The sequence below is a fragment of the Clostridium caldaquaticum genome (genome assembly GCF_023806125.1).
Classification (GTDB): Bacteria; Bacillota; Clostridia; order Clostridiales; family Clostridiaceae; genus Clostridium_AT; species Clostridium_AT caldaquaticum.
Genome location: NZ_JAMSKT010000010.1, coordinates 53,920 through 76,926, shown reverse-complemented (window position 1 = coordinate 76,926; position 23,007 = coordinate 53,920). Strand labels below are relative to the sequence as shown.

General features: G+C 30.8%; 24 protein-coding genes. 1 reads left to right on the top strand and 23 read right to left on the bottom strand.

Annotated features, from left to right (window positions below; genetic code table 11):
• Window positions 1-12 precede the first annotated feature (12 nt).
• The 22 genes from M2651_RS08275 to mraZ all read right to left on the bottom strand — a co-directional run bounded on the left by M2651_RS08275 (window position 13) and on the right by mraZ (window position 19,207).
• On the bottom strand, window positions 13-1,143 hold the full coding sequence (locus M2651_RS08275) for a THUMP domain-containing class I SAM-dependent RNA methyltransferase (protein ID WP_252131874.1): 1,131 nt from the start codon (window positions 1,141-1,143) through the stop codon (window positions 13-15).
• 180 nt (window positions 1,144-1,323) lie between these two features.
• The gene (locus tag M2651_RS08270) at window positions 1,324-2,241 is read right to left on the bottom strand and encodes an RluA family pseudouridine synthase (protein WP_252131873.1); all 918 of its coding nucleotides are present in this window, start codon (window positions 2,239-2,241) and stop codon (window positions 1,324-1,326) included.
• Window positions 2,241-2,687, bottom strand: a complete 447-nt coding sequence (gene lspA, locus M2651_RS08265) for a signal peptidase II (protein WP_252131872.1) — start codon at window positions 2,685-2,687, stop codon at window positions 2,241-2,243. Before lspA ends, M2651_RS08270 begins: the two co-directional genes overlap by 1 nt.
• A 24-nt stretch (window positions 2,688-2,711) precedes the next feature.
• Entirely contained in the window at window positions 2,712-3,338 is a 627-nt protein-coding gene (locus M2651_RS08260) for a TraR/DksA C4-type zinc finger protein (RefSeq protein WP_252131871.1), read from the bottom strand.
• A 94-nt stretch (window positions 3,339-3,432) separates the two neighbouring features.
• A complete protein-coding gene (locus M2651_RS08255; RefSeq protein WP_252131870.1) occupies window positions 3,433-4,125 on the bottom strand; it encodes a 5'-methylthioadenosine/adenosylhomocysteine nucleosidase in 693 nt (230 codons plus the stop codon).
• A gap of 108 nt (window positions 4,126-4,233) precedes the next feature.
• On the bottom strand, window positions 4,234-4,845 hold the full coding sequence (locus M2651_RS08250; RefSeq protein WP_252131869.1) for a DivIVA domain-containing protein: 612 nt from the start codon (window positions 4,843-4,845) through the stop codon (window positions 4,234-4,236).
• Between the two features lie 14 nt (window positions 4,846-4,859).
• Window positions 4,860-5,630, bottom strand: coding sequence for a YlmH family RNA-binding protein (locus M2651_RS08245; protein WP_252131868.1), 771 nt, complete (start codon window positions 5,628-5,630; stop codon window positions 4,860-4,862).
• A gap of 3 nt (window positions 5,631-5,633) precedes the next feature.
• A complete protein-coding gene (locus M2651_RS08240) occupies window positions 5,634-5,909 on the bottom strand; it encodes a YggT family protein (protein WP_252131867.1) in 276 nt (91 codons plus the stop codon).
• Window positions 5,910-5,923: 14 nt separating this feature from the next.
• Window positions 5,924-6,388, bottom strand: a complete 465-nt coding sequence (locus tag M2651_RS08235) for a cell division protein SepF (protein ID WP_252131866.1) — start codon at window positions 6,386-6,388, stop codon at window positions 5,924-5,926.
• 30 nt (window positions 6,389-6,418) lie between these two features.
• Window positions 6,419-7,069 (bottom strand): YggS family pyridoxal phosphate-dependent enzyme, encoded by a 651-nt coding sequence (locus tag M2651_RS08230; RefSeq protein WP_252131865.1) that lies wholly within the window; start codon window positions 7,067-7,069, stop codon window positions 6,419-6,421.
• 140 nt (window positions 7,070-7,209) lie between these two features.
• A complete protein-coding gene (locus tag M2651_RS08225; RefSeq protein ID WP_252131864.1) occupies window positions 7,210-7,938 on the bottom strand; it encodes a DUF881 domain-containing protein in 729 nt (242 codons plus the stop codon).
• Window positions 7,935-8,288, bottom strand: coding sequence for a small basic family protein (locus M2651_RS08220; protein ID WP_252131863.1), 354 nt, complete (start codon window positions 8,286-8,288; stop codon window positions 7,935-7,937). The genes M2651_RS08225 and M2651_RS08220 overlap by 4 nt, the downstream gene beginning before the upstream one ends.
• Window positions 8,289-8,301: 13 nt before the next feature.
• Entirely contained in the window at window positions 8,302-9,015 is a 714-nt protein-coding gene (locus tag M2651_RS08215) for a DUF881 domain-containing protein (RefSeq protein WP_252131862.1), read from the bottom strand.
• Window positions 9,016-9,049: 34 nt separating this feature from the next.
• Window positions 9,050-9,820: a cell division protein FtsQ/DivIB gene (locus tag M2651_RS08210; RefSeq protein ID WP_252131861.1), complete on the bottom strand. Its 771-nt coding sequence runs from the start codon at window positions 9,818-9,820 to the stop codon at window positions 9,050-9,052.
• A gap of 187 nt (window positions 9,821-10,007) precedes the next feature.
• On the bottom strand, window positions 10,008-11,108 hold the full coding sequence (spoVE, locus tag M2651_RS08205; protein WP_252131860.1) for a stage V sporulation protein E: 1,101 nt from the start codon (window positions 11,106-11,108) through the stop codon (window positions 10,008-10,010).
• Window positions 11,109-11,123: 15 nt separating this feature from the next.
• The gene (gene mraY, locus M2651_RS08200) at window positions 11,124-12,089 is read right to left on the bottom strand and encodes a phospho-N-acetylmuramoyl-pentapeptide-transferase (RefSeq protein ID WP_252131859.1); all 966 of its coding nucleotides are present in this window, start codon (window positions 12,087-12,089) and stop codon (window positions 11,124-11,126) included.
• 15 nt (window positions 12,090-12,104) lie between these two features.
• Complete coding sequence (locus M2651_RS08195; RefSeq protein WP_252131858.1) at window positions 12,105-13,487, bottom strand: UDP-N-acetylmuramoyl-tripeptide--D-alanyl-D-alanine ligase; 1,383 nt, start codon at window positions 13,485-13,487, stop codon at window positions 12,105-12,107.
• Window positions 13,488-14,933: a UDP-N-acetylmuramoyl-L-alanyl-D-glutamate--2,6-diaminopimelate ligase gene (locus tag M2651_RS08190; RefSeq protein ID WP_252131857.1), complete on the bottom strand. Its 1,446-nt coding sequence runs from the start codon at window positions 14,931-14,933 to the stop codon at window positions 13,488-13,490.
• Between the two features lie 160 nt (window positions 14,934-15,093).
• The gene (locus M2651_RS08185; protein WP_252131856.1) at window positions 15,094-17,280 is read right to left on the bottom strand and encodes a stage V sporulation protein D; all 2,187 of its coding nucleotides are present in this window, start codon (window positions 17,278-17,280) and stop codon (window positions 15,094-15,096) included.
• Window positions 17,281-17,294: 14 nt separating this feature from the next.
• Window positions 17,295-17,786 (bottom strand): cell division protein FtsL, encoded by a 492-nt coding sequence (locus tag M2651_RS08180; protein ID WP_252131926.1) that lies wholly within the window; start codon window positions 17,784-17,786, stop codon window positions 17,295-17,297.
• A 36-nt stretch (window positions 17,787-17,822) separates the two neighbouring features.
• Window positions 17,823-18,755 carry a 16S rRNA (cytosine(1402)-N(4))-methyltransferase RsmH gene (rsmH, locus tag M2651_RS08175; RefSeq protein ID WP_252131855.1) on the bottom strand — a complete coding sequence of 311 codons (933 nt, stop codon included), beginning with the start codon at window positions 18,753-18,755 and terminating at the stop codon, window positions 17,823-17,825.
• A gap of 23 nt (window positions 18,756-18,778) precedes the next feature.
• Window positions 18,779-19,207, bottom strand: a complete 429-nt coding sequence (gene mraZ, locus M2651_RS08170) for a division/cell wall cluster transcriptional repressor MraZ (RefSeq protein ID WP_252131854.1) — start codon at window positions 19,205-19,207, stop codon at window positions 18,779-18,781.
• A gap of 252 nt (window positions 19,208-19,459) precedes the next feature.
• Here mraZ and ychF point away from each other — a divergent pair, with 252 nt between their 5' ends.
• Window positions 19,460-20,557, top strand: a complete 1,098-nt coding sequence (gene ychF / locus M2651_RS08165; protein WP_252131853.1) for a redox-regulated ATPase YchF — start codon at window positions 19,460-19,462, stop codon at window positions 20,555-20,557.
• A gap of 26 nt (window positions 20,558-20,583) precedes the next feature.
• Here ychF and M2651_RS08160 read toward each other — a convergent pair whose 3' ends face one another.
• Window positions 20,584-22,875, bottom strand: coding sequence for an AAA family ATPase (locus tag M2651_RS08160; protein ID WP_252131852.1), 2,292 nt, complete (start codon window positions 22,873-22,875; stop codon window positions 20,584-20,586).
• Between the last annotated feature and the right edge of the window lie 132 nt (window positions 22,876-23,007).

The following is a 23,007-nucleotide window of genomic DNA, read 5'->3' as shown; positions in this document are numbered from 1 at the left end:
ATTATTAGCCCCTTATTTTCTATTTGGTATCTGATGTATATATTGATAATAATAGCATTGAATTCTCCCATTATACAGCTTTCTGTTTTTATCAGCCTTTTGCTTAAAATACTTCTGAAATTCTGGATGTGAAGTTAGTACATAGAAAGACCATGCATCTAATTTTCTATATAATTCTCCAAGATCGTTGTAAATTTGCACAACCTCCTCAGCTTCTCCCAATCTTTCTCCATAGGGCGGGTTAGATATTAATACTCCATATTTCTTTTTTGAACTAAACTCCTTCATAGGTAATTTTTGAAATGATATATACTTCATTACTCCTGCCTTTTGTGCATTTTCCCTAGCAGTTTTTAAAACTCTTCCATCAATATCAGAGGCATAAATAGTAAAATCTATATCTTTTATGCTTTTTTCTGCTCCTTCCCTAACCTGCTGCCACAGCTCTTTATTCATTGTTGGCCAATCCTCACAAATAAACCTTCGTTTTAAACCAGGAGCTATGTTCTTACCTATAAGAGCTGCTTCAATAGGAATTGTACCTGAACCGCAAAATAAATCTGCCAAGACTCTTGAAGGATCCCACTTGCTGATAAGTACCAGCGCTGCTGCCAAAGTTTCCTTTAAAGGTGCAGCACCTGCTAATTCTCTATAACCCCTTTTATGAAGCCCTGGTCCTGTAGTATCAATTGTTAAAGTTACTATATCCTTCAATATGGCTACTTCAATTTTATATACAGGTCCGTTTTCTTCAAACCACTCTTTATTATAAGTATTTTTCATTGACTGTACTACTGCTTTCTTAACTATGCTTTGACAATCTGGTACACTGTACAGCTTAGATTTAATAGATTTTCCAACTACATGCATAACTCCATTCTCTGGAATAATGCTGCTCCAATTAACTGCTAAAGTTCCTTGAAACAGCTCTTCAAAACTTTCTGCTTTAAACTCTGCAACCTTTATTAGAACTCTATCTGCAGTTCTAAGCCAAGTGTTGCAAATTGCTATATCCATTTCATCCCCTTCAAAGGTTATCTTACCATTATCACTTTTTAAATTTTCATAGCCTAATGCCTTAAGTTCAGCTGAAGTAATAGCTTCTATTCCAAATGTAGTTGTAGCGATTAGTTCATAGTTCATAGTTCATTTTTTTCCTCCCTTAGAAAACAACATCAATTTATATACTTATTATTTCTGTTACCTAATAATAAGTATGTATCCTATTTTATCAAGTTTACCCTAAGTCAGTTAAGCAAATAAAAAATTAAAGGTTTAAAGAATTTAGTTTATCCTTTAACCTTTAATTTCATATAACCCTAGTTATTTTAATTCATTTCTAAAAATATTTAAAACTTTTTCGAAATAGTTTGGAATCTCAGCTGTAAATTCCAGATATTCACCAGTTGTAGGATGAATAAACCCTAGTACTCTAGCATGAAGCATCTGACCATTTAAATTAAATCTCTGCTTTTTATAACCATAAACAGGATCCCCTACTAACGGATGTCCAATGTGTGACATATGTACTCTTATTTGATGTGTTCTTCCTGTCTCAAGTCTGCATTCTATTAAAGTATTATTTTTATATCTTTCAATCACCTTATAATGAGTAACTGCCCTCCGACCATCTTTAACTACGGCAATTTTAATTCTTTCTATCGGATGCCTTCCAAGAGGAGCATCTATAGTACCTTCCTCACGTTTAATTACACCTTCTACTAATGCTATATATATTCTCCTCATAGAATGATCCTTCAATTGCTGAGATAGCTTATTATGAGCATAATCGTTTTTTGCAACTACCAACACCCCAGAAGTATCCTTATCAATTCTATGAACTATTCCTGGTCTTGTAACCCCATTTATACCTGATAAGTCCGTACAATGATTCATAAGCGCATTAACCAAAGTTCCTTTATTTATACCTGGAGCTGGGTGTACAACCATTCCTTGTGGCTTGTTAATTACTATTACATCACTATCTTCATACATAATGTCTAATGGTATATTTTCAGGTTCTATATCAAGGGAAACAGGCTCTGGAATAACTACCTTTACTTTATCATTTACCTTAACTTTGTAATTGCTCTTTTTTGACAAGTTATTTACTAATACCTTTCCTTCTTCTATTAAACCTTGAATAAAGGACCTGGATTTATCTTGGAGTTTGCCAGATAGATATACATCTAATCTGATTTCATTCAAATCATTCTCTACAATAAACTCTTTATATTCCATTATTTTTCATCCTTTATAATACAAATGGCAAGCAATATTGTACCTATAACTACCAACATATCTGCTATGTTAAATGTTGGATAGTAATATACATCCTTATAATGCAGCAATATAAAATCAACAACGAACTTATAAGAAAATCTATCAATTAAATTTCCTATTGCACCGCTAATAATTAACGCTATACTTATTCTAAGTACTTTAGAAGATGGTTTAAATTTTATTAAATAATAAACCATAGCTAAAATAACTATTGAAGTTATAACGGCTAAAATCATTACCCTATTTTGAAATATTCCAAAGGCTGCTCCTCTATTTTCAAGATAGGAAAAACTGAATATATCTTTTATTATAACTTTTTCATCTATAGGTTTTAAGCTTTTCGATGCCCAAATTTTAGTTATTCTATCTAAAATCAATCCTAAAATAATAATTAAAATTTCCATCCCCATCTCCACCTTTTAAATATATTAATCTGGAAGTTGATTTTTATATTGTTCATTACTTACAAGTTCAATTGGCTCTACATAGCCAGGGTCTTCATCTAAAAAATCATGGTCTACATTTCTTCTCCATTCAAACCTTTGCACATCTTGATAACTATCCTCTGCATCATAGCCAGCCTCATAGTTTATTTCATCAAAATCATTAAAACCATATCCAAAGGGCCGACCCAATACATCTTCTTCAACAGGCCTATTATTTTTATCTCTTGGTATCATATCATTTGCTTTGTCCTGACAATTTACACAAAATTCAGCGTAAGGAATAAATTCTAATCTTTCCTCTGGAATTTCTCTACCGCACATATGGCATTTTCCATAGCTTCCATTTTCAATATTATGTAAACTATCTTCAATTTTTTTTATAATAGTTAATTCATGCTCTTTTAATGCCATACCTCTTTCAGCATCAAAAATTTCAGACGCCATATCAGAAGGATGATTATCGTATATTGAAAGCTCTGATAATTCAGTTGATAATTCAACTTTTGAATTAAACACTTCATTTTCTTCCATCTGCTTTAGTAAAGCATATACATTATCCATTTCTTTTAATAGCTTTTTTTTAAAGTACTCCATTTTTTTCTTATCCATAATTCCACCATCCTATTGTTAATATTATCTTCTACTTATTTTCTCAAAAGTAGAGAATTTTATTACAAGTGGAATTATATATTTGAAAATTTAATTAAAAACTTTCCAACATATTTTTTAATATTCTAACGGAATTCTCAACTGCAATGTATTTAAATTTTTCAAAATCCATATGTGCACCATTATTTGCATTATCAGAAATTGACCTTATAACAACAAATGGAATATTATTAAGATAGCATACCTGAGCTATACTTCCACCTTCCATTTCACAGGCGATAGCACTAAATTCTTCATTTATCCATCTAATTTTATCCACATGAGCTATAAATTGATCTCCAGTTGCTATTATTCCAGTAAAACTGTTCCCTTCCTTTAGAAATTCACAAGCTTTTTTAGCTTTTGCTACTAAATCAGAATCACATTTAAAATCAAAAGTATCAAGTCTTGGTATTTGTCCAATCTTGTCACCAAAAGCAGAAGTATCCATATCATGTTGAACCAAGCTTTCAGCAACAACAACATCACCAGGGTATATATCTTTACCTATTCCACCAGCTATACCTACATTGATAATACAATCTGCATTAAAATTATCTATCAGAATCTGAGTACATACTGCTGCATTGACTTTTCCTATGCCACTTCTTACTACTACTACCTCTTGTCCCCATAAAATTCCATGATTAAATTCCATCTTTGCCTTAAATACCTTTTTCTGCAGCTTAATCTCTCTAAGCAGTATTTCAACTTCTTCATCCATAGCTCCAATTATGCCTATTTTCATCTTAACACTCCTTATAAAACTTTTGTTATCATGATTATTAGCATACAAAAACAACAGTTAATTGTCAACTTTAAACATAAAAATCTCACCCTTAAGAGTGAGATAGTACTAGTCTCCTTTTACAAAAAAGCTTTTTATTTCACTTAAATCTTCTTCATATAATTCTTCTTCATTTATATTTTTAACTTTAAAATCAAATACATCTTCATTATCAATTTCTTTTTCCTTTAGAGAATCTTCTACAGTAGAACCAATATTATAATTTTTAATCAAATCTTTCTCTAAAGTGTTAAACATTTCTACCTGAGTGTTCATAAAGTTTTTAAATTTTGCTCTAAACTTAATAAATTCCTGTTTTAATCTTTCATAATCATCATTTATTTTTATAACATCATTATGAGCTTTATCTAAAATTTTCTGTGCTGATTCATTAGCATTTTTTATAATCAAATCTGCTTCTTTTTGTGTATTTATCTTTGATTGCTCTGCTGCATTTTGAGCTAACAAAAGAGTATTTTGAATAGTTGTTTCCATCTTAACATAATGATCCAGCTTTTCATTTAAAACTGCAAACCTCTCTTTTAATGAAGAATTTTCTTTATAAATAGCCTCATAATCCTCAGCAATTCTATCTAAAAATTCCTCAACCTCATCAGGAGAATATCCTCTTAAAACCTTTTTAAACTCCTTATTGGTTATATCCATAGCAGTTATCTTCAAGTTTACCACCTCTTTTAAATATATTTACGTATAAAAAGCTTTAATCTTCCTTTTTGAGTAGAACCACTTTCTTCTACAATTTTATATTTACCGTAACCTCTTATAGTTACAGTAGAGCTAAATTCAACAAGCTTATCTTTTTCATAAACTTCCATATAATCTACTAAAACCTTGCCGCTTCTTATCACATCCACTGACTTAGCTCTGGAAATATTACATAAAGCACTGACAATACTATCTAGTCTCAACGAAGTACTTATTAATTGAAAATCTTCAGTATTAACTTTTATATTTTCTATATCGGCTTCTTCAAGTATCTCTACAATACATGGGCACTTTCCTACAGAATTTAGATTATACACTATAAATTCTGCTATATCCTCACAAAAAGCTCCATAGCAACAATTATCCTTTACTATTAAATCGCCAAATTTTTCTCTTTTAATACCTAGCGCCATAACAGCACCAAGATAATCCTTATGTTTTAATTTTTGAAATTTAGATTTATTAGTTATTTTTATAACTTTAATAGGGTAGGTATATACCTCTTCCTTACTGAAAGAAAGCATCCTTCTTTCACAATCTTCAAAAACTCCATAGGCATATATCCCAGTATTAAATTCTCTTTTCAAATTTATAACAGCTTTCCATATGTTAGGCCCATAATACTCATTTGTAAAAACAGGTCCAGTTATCTTTTCTGCCAATTTAATCTTATCATATATATTTGACAGTAAATTTTTATCTTCTGTATTTATAAAATTTAAAAAAGTTTTCTTGTCCATTTATTAAAACATCCCAAGCAGTTTATTTACAATAAAATATCTAAGTATATTTAATATAAAGTAAGCTAATATAGGTGAAAAATCAAGCATTCCTCCTGGAACAAATCTTTCTTGAAGTCTTCTTGCTGGTGCCATGAATGGCTCGGTAAATATATGCAGAATATCAATTAAACTATTTCCTCTTCCTCTGTATACCCAAGATAATATAACATCTATGAAAATTGCATATTCTATGATGTTAAACAGCATATTTAACGCCGTTCTTAAAGTTATAATCATATCTTCCTCCAATTTTACTTATTCCAGCTAAGTATTCCCCTGCTGCTAAGCTCATTTTTCAAGTCATTAGATACTTCTACGTTAGAAGGTGAAAGTATATATACTCCTTTTTCAACTTGCTGAAGCTCTCCACCAAGTGCATAGCAAGCACCACCTATAAAATCAAGAAGTCTTTGAGCTATTTTGGAATCAAGAGATGTAGTATTAACTACAACTATTTTTCTGTTTCTTAAATTATCAGATATATTAGCTGCTTCCTCATAGTCATTTGGCTTTATAATAACTACCTTTGCAGCTGCTGCAGTATGTATATTTACAACTTTATTAGAGTTTTGCTTTTTACTTGAAGTAAATATAGACTCTACATCTTTGCTTTCTGTATCCTTTATAATTTCTTCCTGTTCATCTTTTGTTTCAATTTCCACATCTTCCTCTAAACCTAAAAATCCCATCATTTTATTAATCATCTTTGCACTCATGCTTCCATTCCCCCTAAATTTATTATTTTATTACCTAACACCAAATATACCTGTTCCTACTCTAATCATATTTGAACCTTCGCTTACAGCAATTTCATAGTCTTCAGTCATTCCCATTGAAAGATACTTCATTTCAATATTTTTATAATTTCTTTCCTTTAAACTGTCCCAAATATCCTTCATCTTCTTAAAATACTTTCTACAGCTTTCCTCATCACCCTTTGGTATTATGGCCATCAACCCTTTAACTTTTACATGCCTGCATAACTCACAAGCACTAACCAAACTTTCAAAGTCTTGTAATGAAACACCTGTTTTGCTCTCTTCTTCACCTATATTAATCTGTATTAAAGTATTTGCTATACAATTTTTTATTCCATACTGCCTTTCAATTTCTTCTAATAGTCTTATACTGTCTAAAGAATGAATAAGTGTTACCTTATCTACTATATATTTCACCTTATTTCTCTGAAGATGACCAATTAAATGCCATCTTATATCAGAAGGCAAATATTCAATTTTTGCCATTAGTTCTTGAACCTTATTTTCACCAAAATCCCTAATCCCAGCATCATAAGCTTCTTTAATAGCGTCAATACCTTTAGTTTTTGAAACTGCTATAAGTGTTACTTCTCCTGGCAGACCAAGCTTAATACGGTTAATATTCTCTTTAATAGACAATATTATCGTCTCCTTTAAACTGTTAAATTGTACTATCAATATTTATTATTCTGCATAAAAACCAAAAATCCTTCAATTTAATTATATTTTAAGATTAAATTTAACCTGTTATATTTAAATATAACAGGCATAAATAACAATTAATTACCTTTAACTTCTGCAATATACTGTTTATCAATAACGTTAGTATATGCTTGAATTTTTATGTTATCCGCTTCCTCTAAATAAACATATATTTGTCGGATTTTTAAATAATTTAAATACCCCTCATCAGACAGCATATAATTCTTTAATACTTCTTTTTTTCCTATAGCATTTATATAAAAAGGAGCAGCAATCTTTACGCCATTTACTCTTAAAAGAGGTCCATCACAATACACTTCTGTTCTGTCAATAACCCTTTGCCCATTGATGGATATAGCCTCTGCACCAGCATTTCTTAAATCATTAATAACATAAAAAATATCATAATTGTGAACTATTCTATCCAATATACTTTCATCATAGCTGTCATAAAAATCATTACTCCCATCATTTAAAGTTAATTTTATTCCTTCACCTTCTACATCAAGCTGTCCTGTTATCATTTTATTTTTATATAGCTCATCTTTCAGTTCTCCAATAACAGAATAATAATTTTTATCTCCATACTCATATTTCAGTAATTTACTACTCAACTCCTCATATTCATCTTGTAAATTACTTACTTCATTTCGAAGCTTTGTTCTATCATTATAAGCATCTTGATATTCTTTAGTACTTAAAAAAAATCTATTATAAGTCCTATTAAAATTTATATTTAAAGAAATAAGTATACCTATTATAACAGAAGCAATGAATACAAATAATGAAGCTTCATTATTCTTCATTTAACCACCTCATTATTTGATTTTGCTTTTTCAAGCATAAGCCTTCTTATAATTGCAAAGTTGTCAAATATCCTTCCTCCAAAAACTATAACTGCCGCTAAATATATAGGAACGCTGAGCTTATCGCCTAAATAAGCAAGTCCTGCTGCTAAAACTGCATTTCCAAAAAAGCCAGATATAAATATATCCGCTCTAAAGTTTTTTGATAACCCTGCTCTTAAAGCTCCAAATACAGAATCTAAACAAGCAAGTATTGCTACAGACATATATGGAGAAAATTTATCTGGAATATTTACATTCCAAAACAATCCTACTATTACTCCTAATAATAAACCTATTACTGCTATCATAATACCACCTCAATTACCCCTTTATTGGTTTAGCATATTCAAATTTAAAGCTTTTATTATATCTTTTTATTTCTATTTTATCATACCTCTCATACTCCGGCGTACTTATATGAAGAAAATCCGTAAAAACTCCTGGAAAGTCTAAAGTTTTATATAGAAGTTCTTTGTTTCCAATTGCTTTTATAGTTATCCTCTCAAAAGGCGAAATTCTTTCTTCATTTATTAAAATGTTATTTCCTGATGTTCTTATTCCTGTTCTAGGAGTTATTCTGGCATCATTAATAGATATAGCCTCAGCTCCTGCTGATATAAGCTCATTTACAATATAAATTAAATGCTTATCCGTTATATGTTCACCTGGAATATCGTTACCTAATATTTTTGTTTTAGGATTCAGATATAATATAATTCCGGGTCCCTCTACATCTTTTGTTCCTGTAAGAAGTCTAGTTTTTTCTAGTTCTTCTACTATATTTTTAGTCTCATCACTTCTACTGGCTGCAGCATCTTCATATTTTTTTAATTTCGCCTGCAAATCATTTATGCTTTTCTGAAGCTCCTCTTTTTCTTTTTTATACTGCTCAATTTCCACAGTAATATCTGTAGTGGCTGCTTTAAGATTAGGAGAATTTGTACGCTTATTTAATATCTTAAATTGATAAGCTAACATAAAACCCAATATGCAGCAAACCAAAGCTACAGTAATTTGTGACTTGTATTTTGTCATATATATTCCTCCTCATATAGCTGTAATTAAAGTTCTAGTCCTCAATAAAAACTACCGGATTCCCCTTAAAACTTACATCTATATATCCTATTTTTCCATTTAAATTATTATTGTTGATTATATTTAAAGCTAAGTTAAGTTTGTCCTTTAAATCGTTACTGTCGCCTAGTTTGATACATAAGTCCCCACTGTAAGTTTTTATATTAAAAATATCAGTTAAATCTACTGAAGTTATTTTTATGCCGCTTGAATTAGAAGTAATTAAGTCAGTAATCAAACTAATAAAACTGATTTTTCTGCTATCATCACAGGGAATTAATTTTCCTACCTCAGCTATTTCAAAATCAAAGCCTTGTAGATTTGTAAGCTGCATATTGCTAATATCTTCTCTTTCTTCAAGAACTATACCTTGCTTATCTATAATTAATTTTTTTTTGTCAGCATTTATATAAAATACAGCTTCTCTTTCCTCAACAGTTATTACTATAGTGTTGGGGAGCTTTCTGCTTACCTCTGCCTTTAGTATATACGGAATACTTAACACATTAGTTCGGATTTTATTTAAATTCATATAAAAAATATTTGTTCCTTCTTTTATTTTCGAAATTGCTATAATCTCATCTTTACTTATAATATTATTGTTTCTTACTATAATATTAGAAACATTAAAATAAGAAAGTTTTAAACATAATGTAATTAAAGTTGAAATAAGCAGCAATGAAAAAATTATACTGCGTCTTATAGTCCTTTTTCTTCTTCTCTTATTTATAAATTCATTTTCAGTATTACGTAAAGCTGTTTTCAATTTGTATTCACACCTTAATTCTTAAGTATATAAAGCTACATATATATAATAGCACTTATCACGATTAAATTCATCACATTTTAATTAAATTTTAAATAGAGTAATTATAATTTTAATTAATATAACTATTTATACTTATTTTCTTAAACATCTTAGAATGAAAAAAACACTGCAACTGCAGTGCTTTTTATGTATTACATTGTCTTGATATATTAAGAAGTATACCCATTGCCATAAGGTTAAAAAGCAGTGCAGAGCCTCCATAGCTAATAAATGGAAGAGGCACTCCTGTAACAGGCATTGAACCTGTTACAACAGCAATGTTTATTATTGCTTGAACAGCAATAACAGAAGTAATTCCAACAGCCATAAGTGTGCCATAAGTATCCTTCGCTCTCATAGCAGTTCTAATACCTCGCCAGATTACCACTAAAAATAGAATTATTATTAAAGTACATCCTATTAATCCTAATTCTTCTCCTATTATAGCAAATATGAAGTCTGTATGTGGTTCTGGTATATAGTAAGCCTTTTGTCTTGACTTTCCTAAAGTTACTCCTGTTATACCACCTGAACCTAATGCCAGAAGCGATTGAATAAGTTGATAACCTGTTCCTTTTGCATCCTGCCAAGGATCTAAAAAGTTTAAAACTCTTTTAATTCTGAATGGTTCTATTAATATTCCTACAACTCCTAAAACGCCTACTCCTCCAATTAATGCCATAAAATGAGACCATTTAGCCCCTGCAACAAAAAGAATTATTAATGTAACAAACATAATAACAGTTGCAATACTTAAATTAGGCTCAAATAAAATTACAGCTGCATATAATCCTGATACCAAAAGATACGGAAGTATTCCATAAACAAAAGTTTTAACCTTTTCTCCTTTAACTTCTAAACTTTTTGCCATATATAGTACAATCATGTATTTTGCTATTTCTGAAGGCTGAAGTGAAAAGCCCGGCAGCGGTATCCATCTTCTTGCACCATTAACATCTTTAAAGAAATAAACAACTATCAAAAGAACCATAGTTACAAGCATAGTTGGTAAAGTCCATTTTTTAAGCTTATGATAATCATATCTTATCATGAAAAACATGCCAATTCCACCAATAACAGCAGCAAATCCTTGTTTTTTCAGAAAAGCCATGCTGTCATTATTCTTAAAAAAGGCTTGATATGAACTGGCACTAAATACCATTACAACTCCAATAGCAACTAGTATCATCACAGCTGAAAAAAGAATAAAATCAAAAGGTGCCATTTTCACATTCGATTTTTTCATATAGAGTATATCCTCCTAGATAATTGCTGGTAAGGATAAAAACGCAACAAGACATAAAATAACAGTTATTATTGAAAATATAGAAACAATTTTAGTTTCATGCCATCCTGAAAGTTCAAAATGATGATGCAGAGGACTCATTTTAAATATTCTCTTTTTGGTCAATTTAAAAGAAGCTACTTGAAGTATTACAGAAAGTGTTTCTATTGCGTATATCCCACCTACTATTATAACCAATAATGGTAATTTTAACATCATAGCAACAGTGGCAATTGCTCCTCCTAAAGCCAAAGAACCTGTATCTCCCATAAATATTTGGGCTGGAAAAGCGTTATATCTTAAAAAGCCTAATAAAGCTCCAGCTATAACTCCGCAAAATATAGCCAAAGTATAATGTCCAAGCCCGTAACTAACAAGTGCAAAGAATGTCATAACCAAAAGCGTTACTGATGTAGCAAGACCATCTAGCCCATCAGTTAAATTTACTGCATTAGTAGTAGCTGCATAGTATAAAACTATAAAGGGTACATACCACTTGCCCAAATTTACACTTTTTTGTATAAATGGTACTATTATGATAGTTCCATCACTAAAAGACATAGCTGAATAATAACCAAGTATCCCTGAAACTATCAAAAGCAAAATCATCTTTTGTCCAGACTTAAGTCCTAAATTCTTCTTATGTATTATTTTTAGTCCATCATCAAGAGCACCAATAATACCGAAGGCTATAAAAGCATAAAGTGCTATCATAGCTTCATCACTTGGCTTCTTTATAAGTATAGCCATTGTTATAAAAGAAGCAGCAATAAATATTATACCTCCCATAGTAGGTGTTCCAGCTTTTTTCTGATGACTCTTTGGTCCTTCTTCTCTTATGTTTTGTCCAAATTTTAACCTGTGAAGTATTGGAATGAGAATAGGACCTAGTGCCAAAGATATAAAAAACGCTATTAAAACTGAATAAACAATCCTATACATTTTTCTATCCCCTCTTTAGTAATTTATTATCTTTAGTTCTTTTACTATAGTCTCAAACTTCATAGATCTTGAAGCCTTTACAAGCACAACATCATCTTTATTTATAATGGTGTTTATATACTGAACTGCTTCATCATTGCTAGAAAAGGCTTTAAACTTTTTATCATTGTTAAAACCTCTGCTGAAAACTTCTGCATATTCACCTACAACAATCAGTTCATCAATATTTCTAAAGGAAGCATACTCTGCAACCTCTCTATGAAGCTCAGAAGATTTGTCTCCTAGTTCCTTCATAGTACCAAGTACAGCTATTTTTTTATTTCCATTCATATTACATAACACATCTATTGCAGCCTTCATAGAATCAGGACTAGCATTATAAGAATCATCTATTATTGTAAATTTTTTACCTCTTAAAATGTCTAATCTCATTGAAGTAAATTCTAAATTTTTTATTCCCTCAATCATTTCTTGATAACTTAATCCTAAAATTTTTCCACAAGCAATGGCTAATAATGAATTTGATATATTATGCTTACCAGGCACATTTATAAAAAACTCAGAGCTAGTTTCCTCATAATTGCTGCTAACTCTAAATTTTGAGCAGTCTTCTCCAAGATATATTTCAACTGCTTTTAAATCTAAGTGTTTTTCTTCCATGCCTACCCTAACAACCTTATAATTACTGGAGCCAACTCTTTTTAACAAATCATTATCTGCATTTATAATTAAGCTATTTTCTTTATTAAAAAAGTCTGTTATTTCAAGCTTAGCTTTTAAAATATTTTCTCTTGTTTTCAAGTATTCAATATGAGACACCCCTATATTAGTAATTATAGCAATATCTGGCCTTGCAACTTCAGCTAATCTGTGTATCTCACCTAGGCTGCTCATTCCCATCTCCAGCACTGCTACATCATAGCTGTTATCTAGATTGAAAACCATTAGAGGTAATCCTATCTCATTATTAAAATTTCCTTTTGTTTTAAAAACCTTATATTTTGAGCTTAAAACTGCAGCAACTAAATCCTTAGTAGAGGTTTTTCCAGTAGACCCTGTTATTCCAACAACCTTTAAATTTAACTTACTTCTATAATATTTTGACAAATCCAATAAAGCCTTTTTCCCATCTTGAACTTTTACAACAAAGGTATTATTTGAAAAGTCCTCCAAACTGCATTTAAGTTCATCAACAATACAAAGTCTGGCTCCTTTAATACTAGCTTCCGCTGCATAATCATTGCCATTAAATTTTTCACCCTTTAATGCTATGAATATACTGTTTTCTTTTATAGTTCTTGTATCAGTACTAACTGACTCGTAAGTTACTTCCTTACCTTCTTTGATTATTTTACCATGTACAGCTTCAACAATTTCTACAAAGGTTAAATTCTCCATCTAAAACAGCTCCTTTATTATATCAGCAATGATTTCTCGCTCATCAAATCGTATAATGCCATGTTTGAATTCCTGATAATCTTCATGGCCTTTTCCTGCCACAAGTATAATATCATCTTTTTTCGCTATCTTAATTGCTTTTTCTATAGCCTCTCTTCTATTTTCTATAACTACATAATTATTACCTTTTACACCTTTTAATATATCATCTATAATTGCTTCTGGATCTTCACTTCTTGGATTATCTGAAGTTATTACTGTTATGTCACTTAAACTGCTGGCAATTCTCCCCATAATAGGCCTCTTTGTTTTGTCTCTATCGCCACCACAGCCAAAAACAGTGATAAGTCTCCCTTTAGTAAATTCCCTAACAGTTTTTAATATATTTTCCAATCCATCAGGAGAATGTGCATAATCAACTATAACTTCAAAATCTAAGTTATAATCTTTAGTAACTATTTCGCACCTTCCTGGTACAAAAACTCTTTCTAAGCCTTTTTTTACAGCTTTAAGACTTACACCTTCATTTAGGCAGGCTGCAGCACTCCCTAAAGCATTATATACATTGTACTTTCCAGGTATATTAAGCATAATATGTTCCATTTGATTTTTGTATTGAATATCAAATTCTACTCCCTTAGAATGTATATAAATATTTTTTGCCATTATATCACTAATTCCATCAACTCCATATGAAATTTTTCTGCAGCTTACATCCTTATAAACCTTTTTCCCATATTCATCATCAATATTAATTATAGCAGTACTGCTGCTATTAAACAGCTTAAGTTTCGCTTCATAATAATTCTCAAAGGTTTTATGAAAATCCAAATGATCTTGAGTTAAATTAGTAAATATACCTTCAGAAAACTCTATGCCAAATACTCTATCTAATGAAAGTGAATGAGAAGAAACTTCCATCACACAGTGGGTAACCTTGTTATCAAGCATTTCTTTAAATAACTCGTGAAGTTCTAAAGATTCAGGGGTTGTTCTATGAGATGGTATTTTCTTATCACCTATATAATTTGCTACGGTTCCAATTAAACCAACCTTAAAACCTGCCTCCTCTAATATAGCCTTCATCATATAAGTAGAAGTAGTTTTACCATTTGTACCAGTAATACCAATCATTTTAAGACTTTTCCAAGGTTCACCATAAAAATTAGAAGATGCAACCGCTAAAGCCTTTCTTGAATCCTCTACTCTAACTACAGTACATGAATCAACACTATCCAAAACTTCCTCACATACTACGGCAGCAGCTCCCTGCATAACAGCTTTTTTAGCAAATTCATGTCCATCAACTTTAAAACCTTTGATACAAAAAAACACATCACCAGCATGTACTTTTCTTGAATCATATTCTACTTTATTAATATCTATATCTTCCTGACCACTAACTATGCTGTAATTCAAGTTTTTTAACAAATCTTTTAATCTCATGCTAACACACTCCCATTATAGGTAATTAGATGATTATGTAAACACATAATATTGGCATGCAATATTATTTAAAATTCACTAAGCTTTATTGCTCCATAGTCCTCTTAAGTGAATCTAAATTCTTAATAATATACGCATGCCTAAATACTTAATATACTGTTTAATCTGGAACAATATCTAATTCTAAAAATAAAGTAGTACCCTTACCTACTTTCTGACCTTCCTCAATGTTCTGCTCAGCTACCAAGCCCTCTCCTGTAAATTCTGCCTTAAGTCCCAGTTCTTCTAGTATTTGAGAAGCTTTTTCCTTACTATAGCCGATTAGGTTAGGCACAACCACTTCTTTATTATAATTTGAGCCAGTTCCTGTGTAAAGCACAATTTTCTTGCCTTCTTTAACACTATATCCAGGTTTAGGATTCATATCTACAATATATTCACCTTTACTATCTATTTCGTATTCCAGTTTTAACTCTTTCAATATCTTCACAGCTTCAGTCTTTTTCATACCTCTAAGCTCAGGTATTAAAACGTCTTTTTTCATACTTTCAGCAATTTCCACAGCAGAAGCATCTGCCTCTATTCCAAGATAATTAAATATATCATTGAATATTTGCTTAGCAACTGGTGCGGCAATTTGTCCTGCGTAGTAGTTAGACGGATCTGGCTCATCAATTGATACAAACAAAGAAATTATAGGTTTATCTGCAGGAGCCATACCTCCAAAAGAAGCTATATATTTTCCAGCAGCATAAGTTTTGGTAACACTATCTACTTTCTGGGCTGTTCCTGTCTTTCCTGCTATATGATAACCTGGTATATAAGCATTTTTACCTCCACCTTCTGAAACAACCTTTTCTAAATATTCTCTTAAAGTATTAGCAACATCTTCCTTTAATATACTTCTTTCATTATATTTTTCATATTTTTGGTCTATAACTTTTTTATTATCTTCATCATAATGTATTACTTCTTTCATTATATGAGGAGTTATAAGCTTTCCTCCATTAGCTATTGCATTTAATGCAGTTAAATACTGTATTGCTGAAACTGTATTGCTCTGTCCAAAAGATATGGTAGCTACGTCTACATCTGTTATGTCTTCAACTTTTCTTATTATACCTTTTGCTTCACCTGGAAGATCAATGCCTGTTTTCTTTCCAAATCCAAATTGATTTATGTATTTAACCAAGTTTTGCTTGCCAAGTCTCCTCCCAAGTTCCATAAATCCCACATTACAGGAATTTTTTAGTATATCTACAAAATTTTGCTCTCCATGTCCTGTCCTCTTCCAGCAATGAATTGTTCTATTTAATATTCTACTGCTTCCTCCACAAACAAATCGATCATCCTCTTCCACTAACTTTTCTTCCATTGCAGCATATGCAGTTATTACTTTAAAAATAGATCCTGGTTCAAAAGTATCGCTTACTGCTCTATTTCTCCACATCTTCTGCAATTCATCATCTGTTTTACCTTGTTCCCAAGGATCATTTGGGTTAAAATCAGGCTTATTAGCCATTGCTAAAATCTCGCCATTGTTAGGATCCATTACTATAATTGTAACTGCTTTAGCTTTGTTATCACTTAAAGCCTGTGCTGCAGCTTTTTCTGCAAAATGTTGTATCATCTCATCTATAGTTAAAACTAAATCTTTTCCATCAACAGGTTTAGTAAATTCTGATATTATGTAGGGCTGACCTTTACTTTTATTATCTGTTTCTGCAATTAGTCTCCCTGGAATACCAGACAATACTTCGTCATAGCTAAGTTCTACCCCATTCAATCCTACTCCGTCACTTCTAACAAAACCTAAAACATGAGATAGAAAATTATCATTAGGATAATATCTTTTAGTATCTGAAGACACTAAAAGCCCTCTAATATTTAAGTCCCTCACCTTATCTGCCTCAGCCTTTTCAATCCTTCTTGCAAGATTTGCTGAAGCCATTGGGAGTCCTCCAGGAAGAGTTTTATTTAAAATTTTTAAAACTTCATCAGACTCCATGTTTAATGCATTCGCTATTTTAGGTGCAATTTGTTCCTTTGTTAATCCATTCTCATCCAGATATTGTCTAAAGGTATTCATATCTAAATCAACTCTAAAAACATTAGCACTTACTGCAAGCTCACGACCATATCTATCAAGTATTCTTCCTCGCTTGGCATCTATTTTTACATCACTTGTCCATTGTTCTTTAGCTAGCTTTGTCAGATGTTCGGATTGAACTATCATTATATAGGACAATCTTATACACAACAAAAAAAACAAAATAAAAAGTATGCTAAATGAAATCAGCATCCTTTTTTTTATTATGACCTTGTCCCTATATTCATCTCTAGCCAACTTATATACCCCCACTAAAACAACATATTCTTTATTTTTGCAATTAAGTCCTCCTGAACATTTTTTTCAGTTTCCTTAGTATCTTTTGCAAAATAATCTTTAGTGGTTTCTAAATAAATAACATTTTTCTTATCGGGAGTAATCATATTAAGTTTTGATTTAGCAACTTTTTCAACCTGCTCCATATTGCTTGCTTTTATCAATTCAACCTTTAGATTCTCATTTTCCATAGTTATATTATGCATTTCAGTTTTAATGTTTGTTAAACTCTTTTGAAGTTTGTATACTGCAGAATAACGCAGTATGAGTATAATTCCTGTTACTAGAGCAAGTACTATAAGCTTCATTGTTTGTTTCTTTTTTTCAAGCCTTTTTTCAATTAAGGCTTTTCTTTCTTCCTCTTTTGCTTTTTTTAGCTTTTCATACTCTTTATCCCTATCTGGATAATAAGGCTTATGTTTAGGAGCCAAAACCGTATTACCATTTACTAAGTTTTTATTTTCCATTACTATCACTTTATTCACCCCATCCCAAAATTAGAACTAAATTTTCTCTGCAACTCTTAGTTTAGCGCTTCTGCTTCTAGGATTTACCTCTACTTCCATGGCAGAAGGCTCTATAGGTTTTCTCGTTATTACCTTCAATTCAGGTTTCTTGCCACATACGCATATTGGGAACTCTTTTGGACAAGTGCATGGTTCTTCTAACGTTTTAAATTTATTTTTTATAATTCTATCTTCTAAAGAATGGAAAGTTATTATAGCTATCCTTCCTCCAGTATTTAGCTTTCTAACTGCTCCATCGATAGTTTTATCTAATATCTCTAATTCCTTGTTAACCTCAATACGTATAGCCTGAAAAGTCCTTTTAGCTGGATGTGGTCCCTCACGCCTCATCTTTGCAGGTATAGCACTTTTAATTATATCTACAAGCTGAAAAGTAGTTCTAATAGGACCCTCTTTTCTTCTATTTATAATAAACTTAGCTATTCTACCAGCAAACTTTTCTTCTCCATAATCTCTAATTACTTTATATAATTCTTCTTCACTATAATTGTTTACAACATTATAAGCAGAAAACTCACTCTCTCTATTCATTCTCATATCTAAAGGTGCATCCTGCATATAGCTAAAGCCTCTTTCACCTTTATCTAACTGGTAAGATGAAACTCCTAAGTCTGCTAAAACTCCATCTACCTTATCAATATTTAAATCATTAAGAATAGCTTCTATATTTGTAAAATTATCATGAACAAGTATCACATTGTTGTATTCCTTGAGCCTTTCTTTTGCAGCATTTAATGCATCTCTATCCTGATCTATGCCGATTAGCCTTCCCTTTGAACTTAACTTTTTTATGATTTCACTTGAATGACCAGCACCACCTAAAGTACAGTCAACATATATCCCGTCTTCTTTAATATTCAAAGCTTCAACAGTTTCATGAAGCAATACTGACACGTGTTTAAAGTCCATTTTAATTCTCCTTTGCATTAAGCCTATATTCCTAGCTCGCTCATCTTTTCCGCAATATCCTCATAATCTATATTTTGATTATTATATTCTTCCCATTTTTCTTTACTCCAAATTTCTATTCTAGTAGAAACTCCTATACTTACTATTTCCTTTTTTATCTGTGCATATTCCAAAAGATTTTGCGGTATTAAAGCTCTTCCTTGTTTGTCTATATCTATTTCATTAGCTCCTGAAAAGAAAAATCTTACAAAGGCTCTTGCATCCTTATTAGTAAGTGGAAGTTTTTTTAATTTTTCTTCCATGATTCTCCATTCTTCCATAGGATAAGCATACAAACATCCATCTAGGCCTTTGGTAAGCACAAAATTTTCTCCAAGCGACTCTCTGAATTTCGATGGAATAATTATTCTGTTTTTATTATCAAGGGCATGCTGATATTCTCCTATGAACATTACTCCACCTCAACAAACACTTCACTCCACTTTACACCACTTTACACCACTATTGCTATTTATTCTATAAAAAATTAGAAATTCCTTCTAAAAAATAGGAATTTTGAATTAAAATTTAAAATTTTTATATGTTTTTTCTTTTGCAGAACATTTATTCTACTATACTAATAGTATTATCCTTGAAATAGCTATAACTGTAATGTATAATCTATAAAAGAAAAGTTAACTAAAGAGCGAAAGGAATGTAAATAGATGAAACTTGGAATAGTAGGTTTACCTAATGTTGGAAAAAGCACACTCTTTAATGCAATAACTAAAGCTGGAGCAGAATCTGCAAATTATCCTTTCTGTACCATTGAACCAAATATAGGTGTAGTGAATGTACCGGATAAAAGACTTGATGTACTAGAAAAAATGTATAATGCAAGAAAAAAAGTATTTGCCTCTATAGAATTTTATGATATAGCAGGACTTGTAAAAGGAGCCAGCAAAGGTGAAGGACTAGGTAATAAATTTTTATCTCATATTAGAGAAGTAGCTGCCATTGTTCATGTGGTAAGATGTTTTGATGACCCAAATGTAGTACATGTAGATGGTTCAGTTGATCCAATCAGAGACATTGAAACTATAAATTTAGAGCTTATATTTTCTGATATAGAAGTTTTAGACAGAAGAATTGAAAAAACTATTAAGCTAGCACGTTCTGGGGATAAAAAAGCAAAAGAAGAATTAGCCTTTATGGAAAGATTAAAGCAACATTTAGAAGCTGGAAAGCCTGTGAGAACACTTGAAATGAACGAAGATGAATCAGAATTTTCTAAAGGATTATTCCTGCTTACTTCAAAACCTGTGCTATATGCAGCTAATGTTTCTGAGGATGATTTAATTTCAGGAAATACAGAAAATAATTATGTATTAAAAGTCAGAGAGTACGCTGCAGGTGAAAACTCAGAAGTAGTAACAATATGTGCAAGACTTGAAGAAGAAGTTTCCTCCTTAGATGATGAAGAAAAATTAGAGATGCTTAGAGAATATGGTTTAGAAGAAACGGGTCTTGATAAATTAATTCACTCAAGCTATAAATTACTTGGTCTTATGAGCTTTTTAACAGCTGGTGTTCAGGAAGTTAGAGCTTGGACTATAAGTAAAGGTACAAAAGCTCCACAAGCTGCAGGTAAAATCCACTCTGATATTGAAAGAGGTTTTATAAGAGCTGAAATTATAACTTATGACAAATTAGTAGAGTGCGGCAGCGAAGCCTTAGCTAAAGAAAAAGGTTACTTTAGGCTTGAAGGAAAAGATTACGTAATGCAGGACGGAGATGTAGTAAACTTTAGATTTAACGTATAAAGAATGGAGAAATACTCCATTCTTTTTTATTTTTTACTATACTTTTTAATTTCTTTTAAAGCCGCATCAAAAACATCCTTAAAGCTTACCCTGCCTTCTCCCATCAATATTTCTATGGCATCCTCTACTGTTTTCATAGTATAAATGTGAAATTTACCTTTTTGTACTTCTTCTTCTACTTCGTAACTTAAGACAATATCATTTATATTGCTGTAGGGAATAAGTACTCCTTTATCATCCGTTGTATCTAAAACCCTACAAATATTAAAAAAGCCTTCAATTTTGTCATTTACTCCTCCAATAGGCTGAACCTGCCCAAATTGATTAATGGAACCAGTAACAGCTATGTTCTGTTTAATAGGTATTTTACTTAAGGCAGAAATCATACATATTATTTCTGCAACGGAAGCACTGTCCCCATCTATTTTTCCATAAAGCTGCTCAAAACTTAAATGAAAATCAACTGGCAGTCTTGTATAGGCATTGACTAATCTATTTATATATCCTTTTAGTATATTTATAGATTTGCTGTGAATTTCTCCACTTAAATTGCTCTCTTTCTGAACATCTATTATACTGCCTTCACCTTTATAACAGGAACAGGTTATTTTTATAGGCTTTCCTAATTTAAAATATCCTGCATCGATAACAGAAAGTCCATTAATTTGACCAACTATAGTTCCTTTTACATCTATCAGTATTCTTCTGCTCTTATAGTTATCTAATATTTCTTTATGAATGTTTTCTTCCTCATAAGCTACTTTTCTTATATCTTCCGCATCTATACTTTCTTTTTTTTCATTTATAACCTTATTATTTGAAAGCATAAGCAATCTATTGATTTCACTGTCATCAAAATATAGCTTATTTCTATTTTCTGCTTTTCTTGATAAAAACTTAGCTATTTCACTAATTGCTTTATTAGTTAATGGTTTCAATTTATTTTCTTCACAAATTTTAATTATATTGCTGACAAAGATTTTCTTTATACTTTCATCTATATCTACAATCGGTGCATACTCTGCTCTTATTTTAAAAATCTTTCTGAAATCCTCATCATAATTATAGAGCACATCATAGGTTTCATAATCACCTATAATAATTACTTTTTCTTTTATACTAATTGTATCCGGCTTTAAACTATTCAAAGATAACAATTCCAAATAACCTCTATTATAATCTAAATTTACTTTTTCAGAAATTAAAGTCTTTTTAAGATAATAGTAAGCCTGCAAGTTAGTAAATAAGCTGCTGGCTCTTATTATAAGGCATCCCTCATTTGCCTTTAACATTGAACCTGCTTTTATTAAGGATACATCTGTTGTATATACATTATTTCTATTTTCATACTCTATACTACCCAAAAGATTATTTACACTCGGATCTTCTTCATATATAACCTGAGGTCTTTCAAATGCACTATTATCAACTAATACATTAACTTCATACTTATAAATAATCTCGTTTATCTTTTCTTCATCTTCTTCATAACTAACAGAATAATTATTAATTATGTTAGTTTCAATTTCATTGCAAACATTTTCTAAAAACTTAAAAGCTTCCTCTAGTTCACCAAAAGCTGCTTTATAACCTTCTTTTATGCTTCTTAAATTATTTTTAAAATGCTCTGCAAAAATTTTTTTTACTTTTTTAAGTTCCTCAACTTCAATGTCTTTTAATTCATCTAATATATACTCTGCATCTCCTTTTAACACAGAAATCTTATCAAGAATTTCATCCTTTTTATCTCTATCTAAGTCAGCATAATCCTTTTCAGTCATAGTTTCGCCTTCTTTTAAAGGTATAAATACGAAACCACCCTGAGTAACCTTTATTTCAAAGCCATATTCCTCTGCCTTATCTTCTAATTTGTTAATAATTTCATTTCTTTTCTTCTGCATATTGTCGATTATATTTTCTTTTTCCTTATTGGAACTACTATTATAGAAATTGAAGGTACTTTCTGAATAGGCCTTTTGTATATCTTCTATTGTCTTTTTCAACTCTACACCCTTACCTCCAGGCAAAAAAAGTACCTTAGGACGTTTAGGATCATCATAAACTATATAGCAGATATCCTGAGGTTTATCTTTCTTATCTAGAATTTTTTCTACGAAATTCATAATATTTTTTAATTTATTTTTTGAAAAATCATCAATTAAAAAAATATTATATCCGCTTTCATCTATCTCTAAGGCACTTTTTATCTTTTTATAAACATCACTATATTCTGGTATATAGTCAACTTCTTCCCTGGACATATCATTATCAAAACAAAATTCATAAATAATTTCTTTAGGTGTAAGTTCTAATGTCACTCTCCTATTCCCCCTTCATAATAGCTTAAAATAAGTCTGCCTGAAAAACATCTAATCTCCTTATTTACTATATTAATATTCTAAAATTTTTATTTTAGGAACAATTAATAATAAAAAACTACGTTTTTTCTA

Coding starts and splice junctions, on each gene's coding strand:
- M2651_RS08275 (WP_252131874.1), bottom strand. CDS start 1,143: ATGAACTATGAACTAATCGCTACAACTACATTTGGAATAGAAGCTATT.
- M2651_RS08270 (WP_252131873.1), bottom strand. CDS start 2,241: ATGGAATATAAAGAGTTTATTGTAGAGAATGATTTGAATGAAATCAGA.
- lspA (WP_252131872.1), bottom strand. CDS start 2,687: ATGGAAATTTTAATTATTATTTTAGGATTGATTTTAGATAGAATAACT.
- M2651_RS08260 (WP_252131871.1), bottom strand. CDS start 3,338: ATGGATAAGAAAAAAATGGAGTACTTTAAAAAAAAGCTATTAAAAGAA.
- M2651_RS08255 (WP_252131870.1), bottom strand. CDS start 4,125: ATGAAAATAGGCATAATTGGAGCTATGGATGAAGAAGTTGAAATACTG.
- M2651_RS08245 (WP_252131868.1), bottom strand. CDS start 5,630: ATGGACAAGAAAACTTTTTTAAATTTTATAAATACAGAAGATAAAAAT.
- M2651_RS08240 (WP_252131867.1), bottom strand. CDS start 5,909: ATGATTATAACTTTAAGAACGGCGTTAAATATGCTGTTTAACATCATA.
- M2651_RS08235 (WP_252131866.1), bottom strand. CDS start 6,388: ATGAGTGCAAAGATGATTAATAAAATGATGGGATTTTTAGGTTTAGAG.
- M2651_RS08225 (WP_252131864.1), bottom strand. CDS start 7,938: ATGAAGAATAATGAAGCTTCATTATTTGTATTCATTGCTTCTGTTATA.
- M2651_RS08220 (WP_252131863.1), bottom strand. CDS start 8,288: ATGATAGCAGTAATAGGTTTATTATTAGGAGTAATAGTAGGATTGTTT.
- M2651_RS08215 (WP_252131862.1), bottom strand. CDS start 9,015: ATGACAAAATACAAGTCACAAATTACTGTAGCTTTGGTTTGCTGCATA.
- spoVE (WP_252131860.1), bottom strand. CDS start 11,108: ATGAAAAAATCGAATGTGAAAATGGCACCTTTTGATTTTATTCTTTTT.
- mraY (WP_252131859.1), bottom strand. CDS start 12,089: ATGTATAGGATTGTTTATTCAGTTTTAATAGCGTTTTTTATATCTTTG.
- M2651_RS08195 (WP_252131858.1), bottom strand. CDS start 13,487: ATGGAGAATTTAACCTTTGTAGAAATTGTTGAAGCTGTACATGGTAAA.
- M2651_RS08190 (WP_252131857.1), bottom strand. CDS start 14,933: ATGAGATTAAAAGATTTGTTAAAAAACTTGAATTACAGCATAGTTAGT.
- M2651_RS08180 (WP_252131926.1), bottom strand. CDS start 17,786: ATGGAAAATAAAAACTTAGTAAATGGTAATACGGTTTTGGCTCCTAAA.
- rsmH (WP_252131855.1), bottom strand. CDS start 18,755: ATGGACTTTAAACACGTGTCAGTATTGCTTCATGAAACTGTTGAAGCT.
- mraZ (WP_252131854.1), bottom strand. CDS start 19,207: ATGTTCATAGGAGAATATCAGCATGCCCTTGATAATAAAAACAGAATA.
- ychF (WP_252131853.1), top strand. CDS start 19,460: ATGAAACTTGGAATAGTAGGTTTACCTAATGTTGGAAAAAGCACACTC.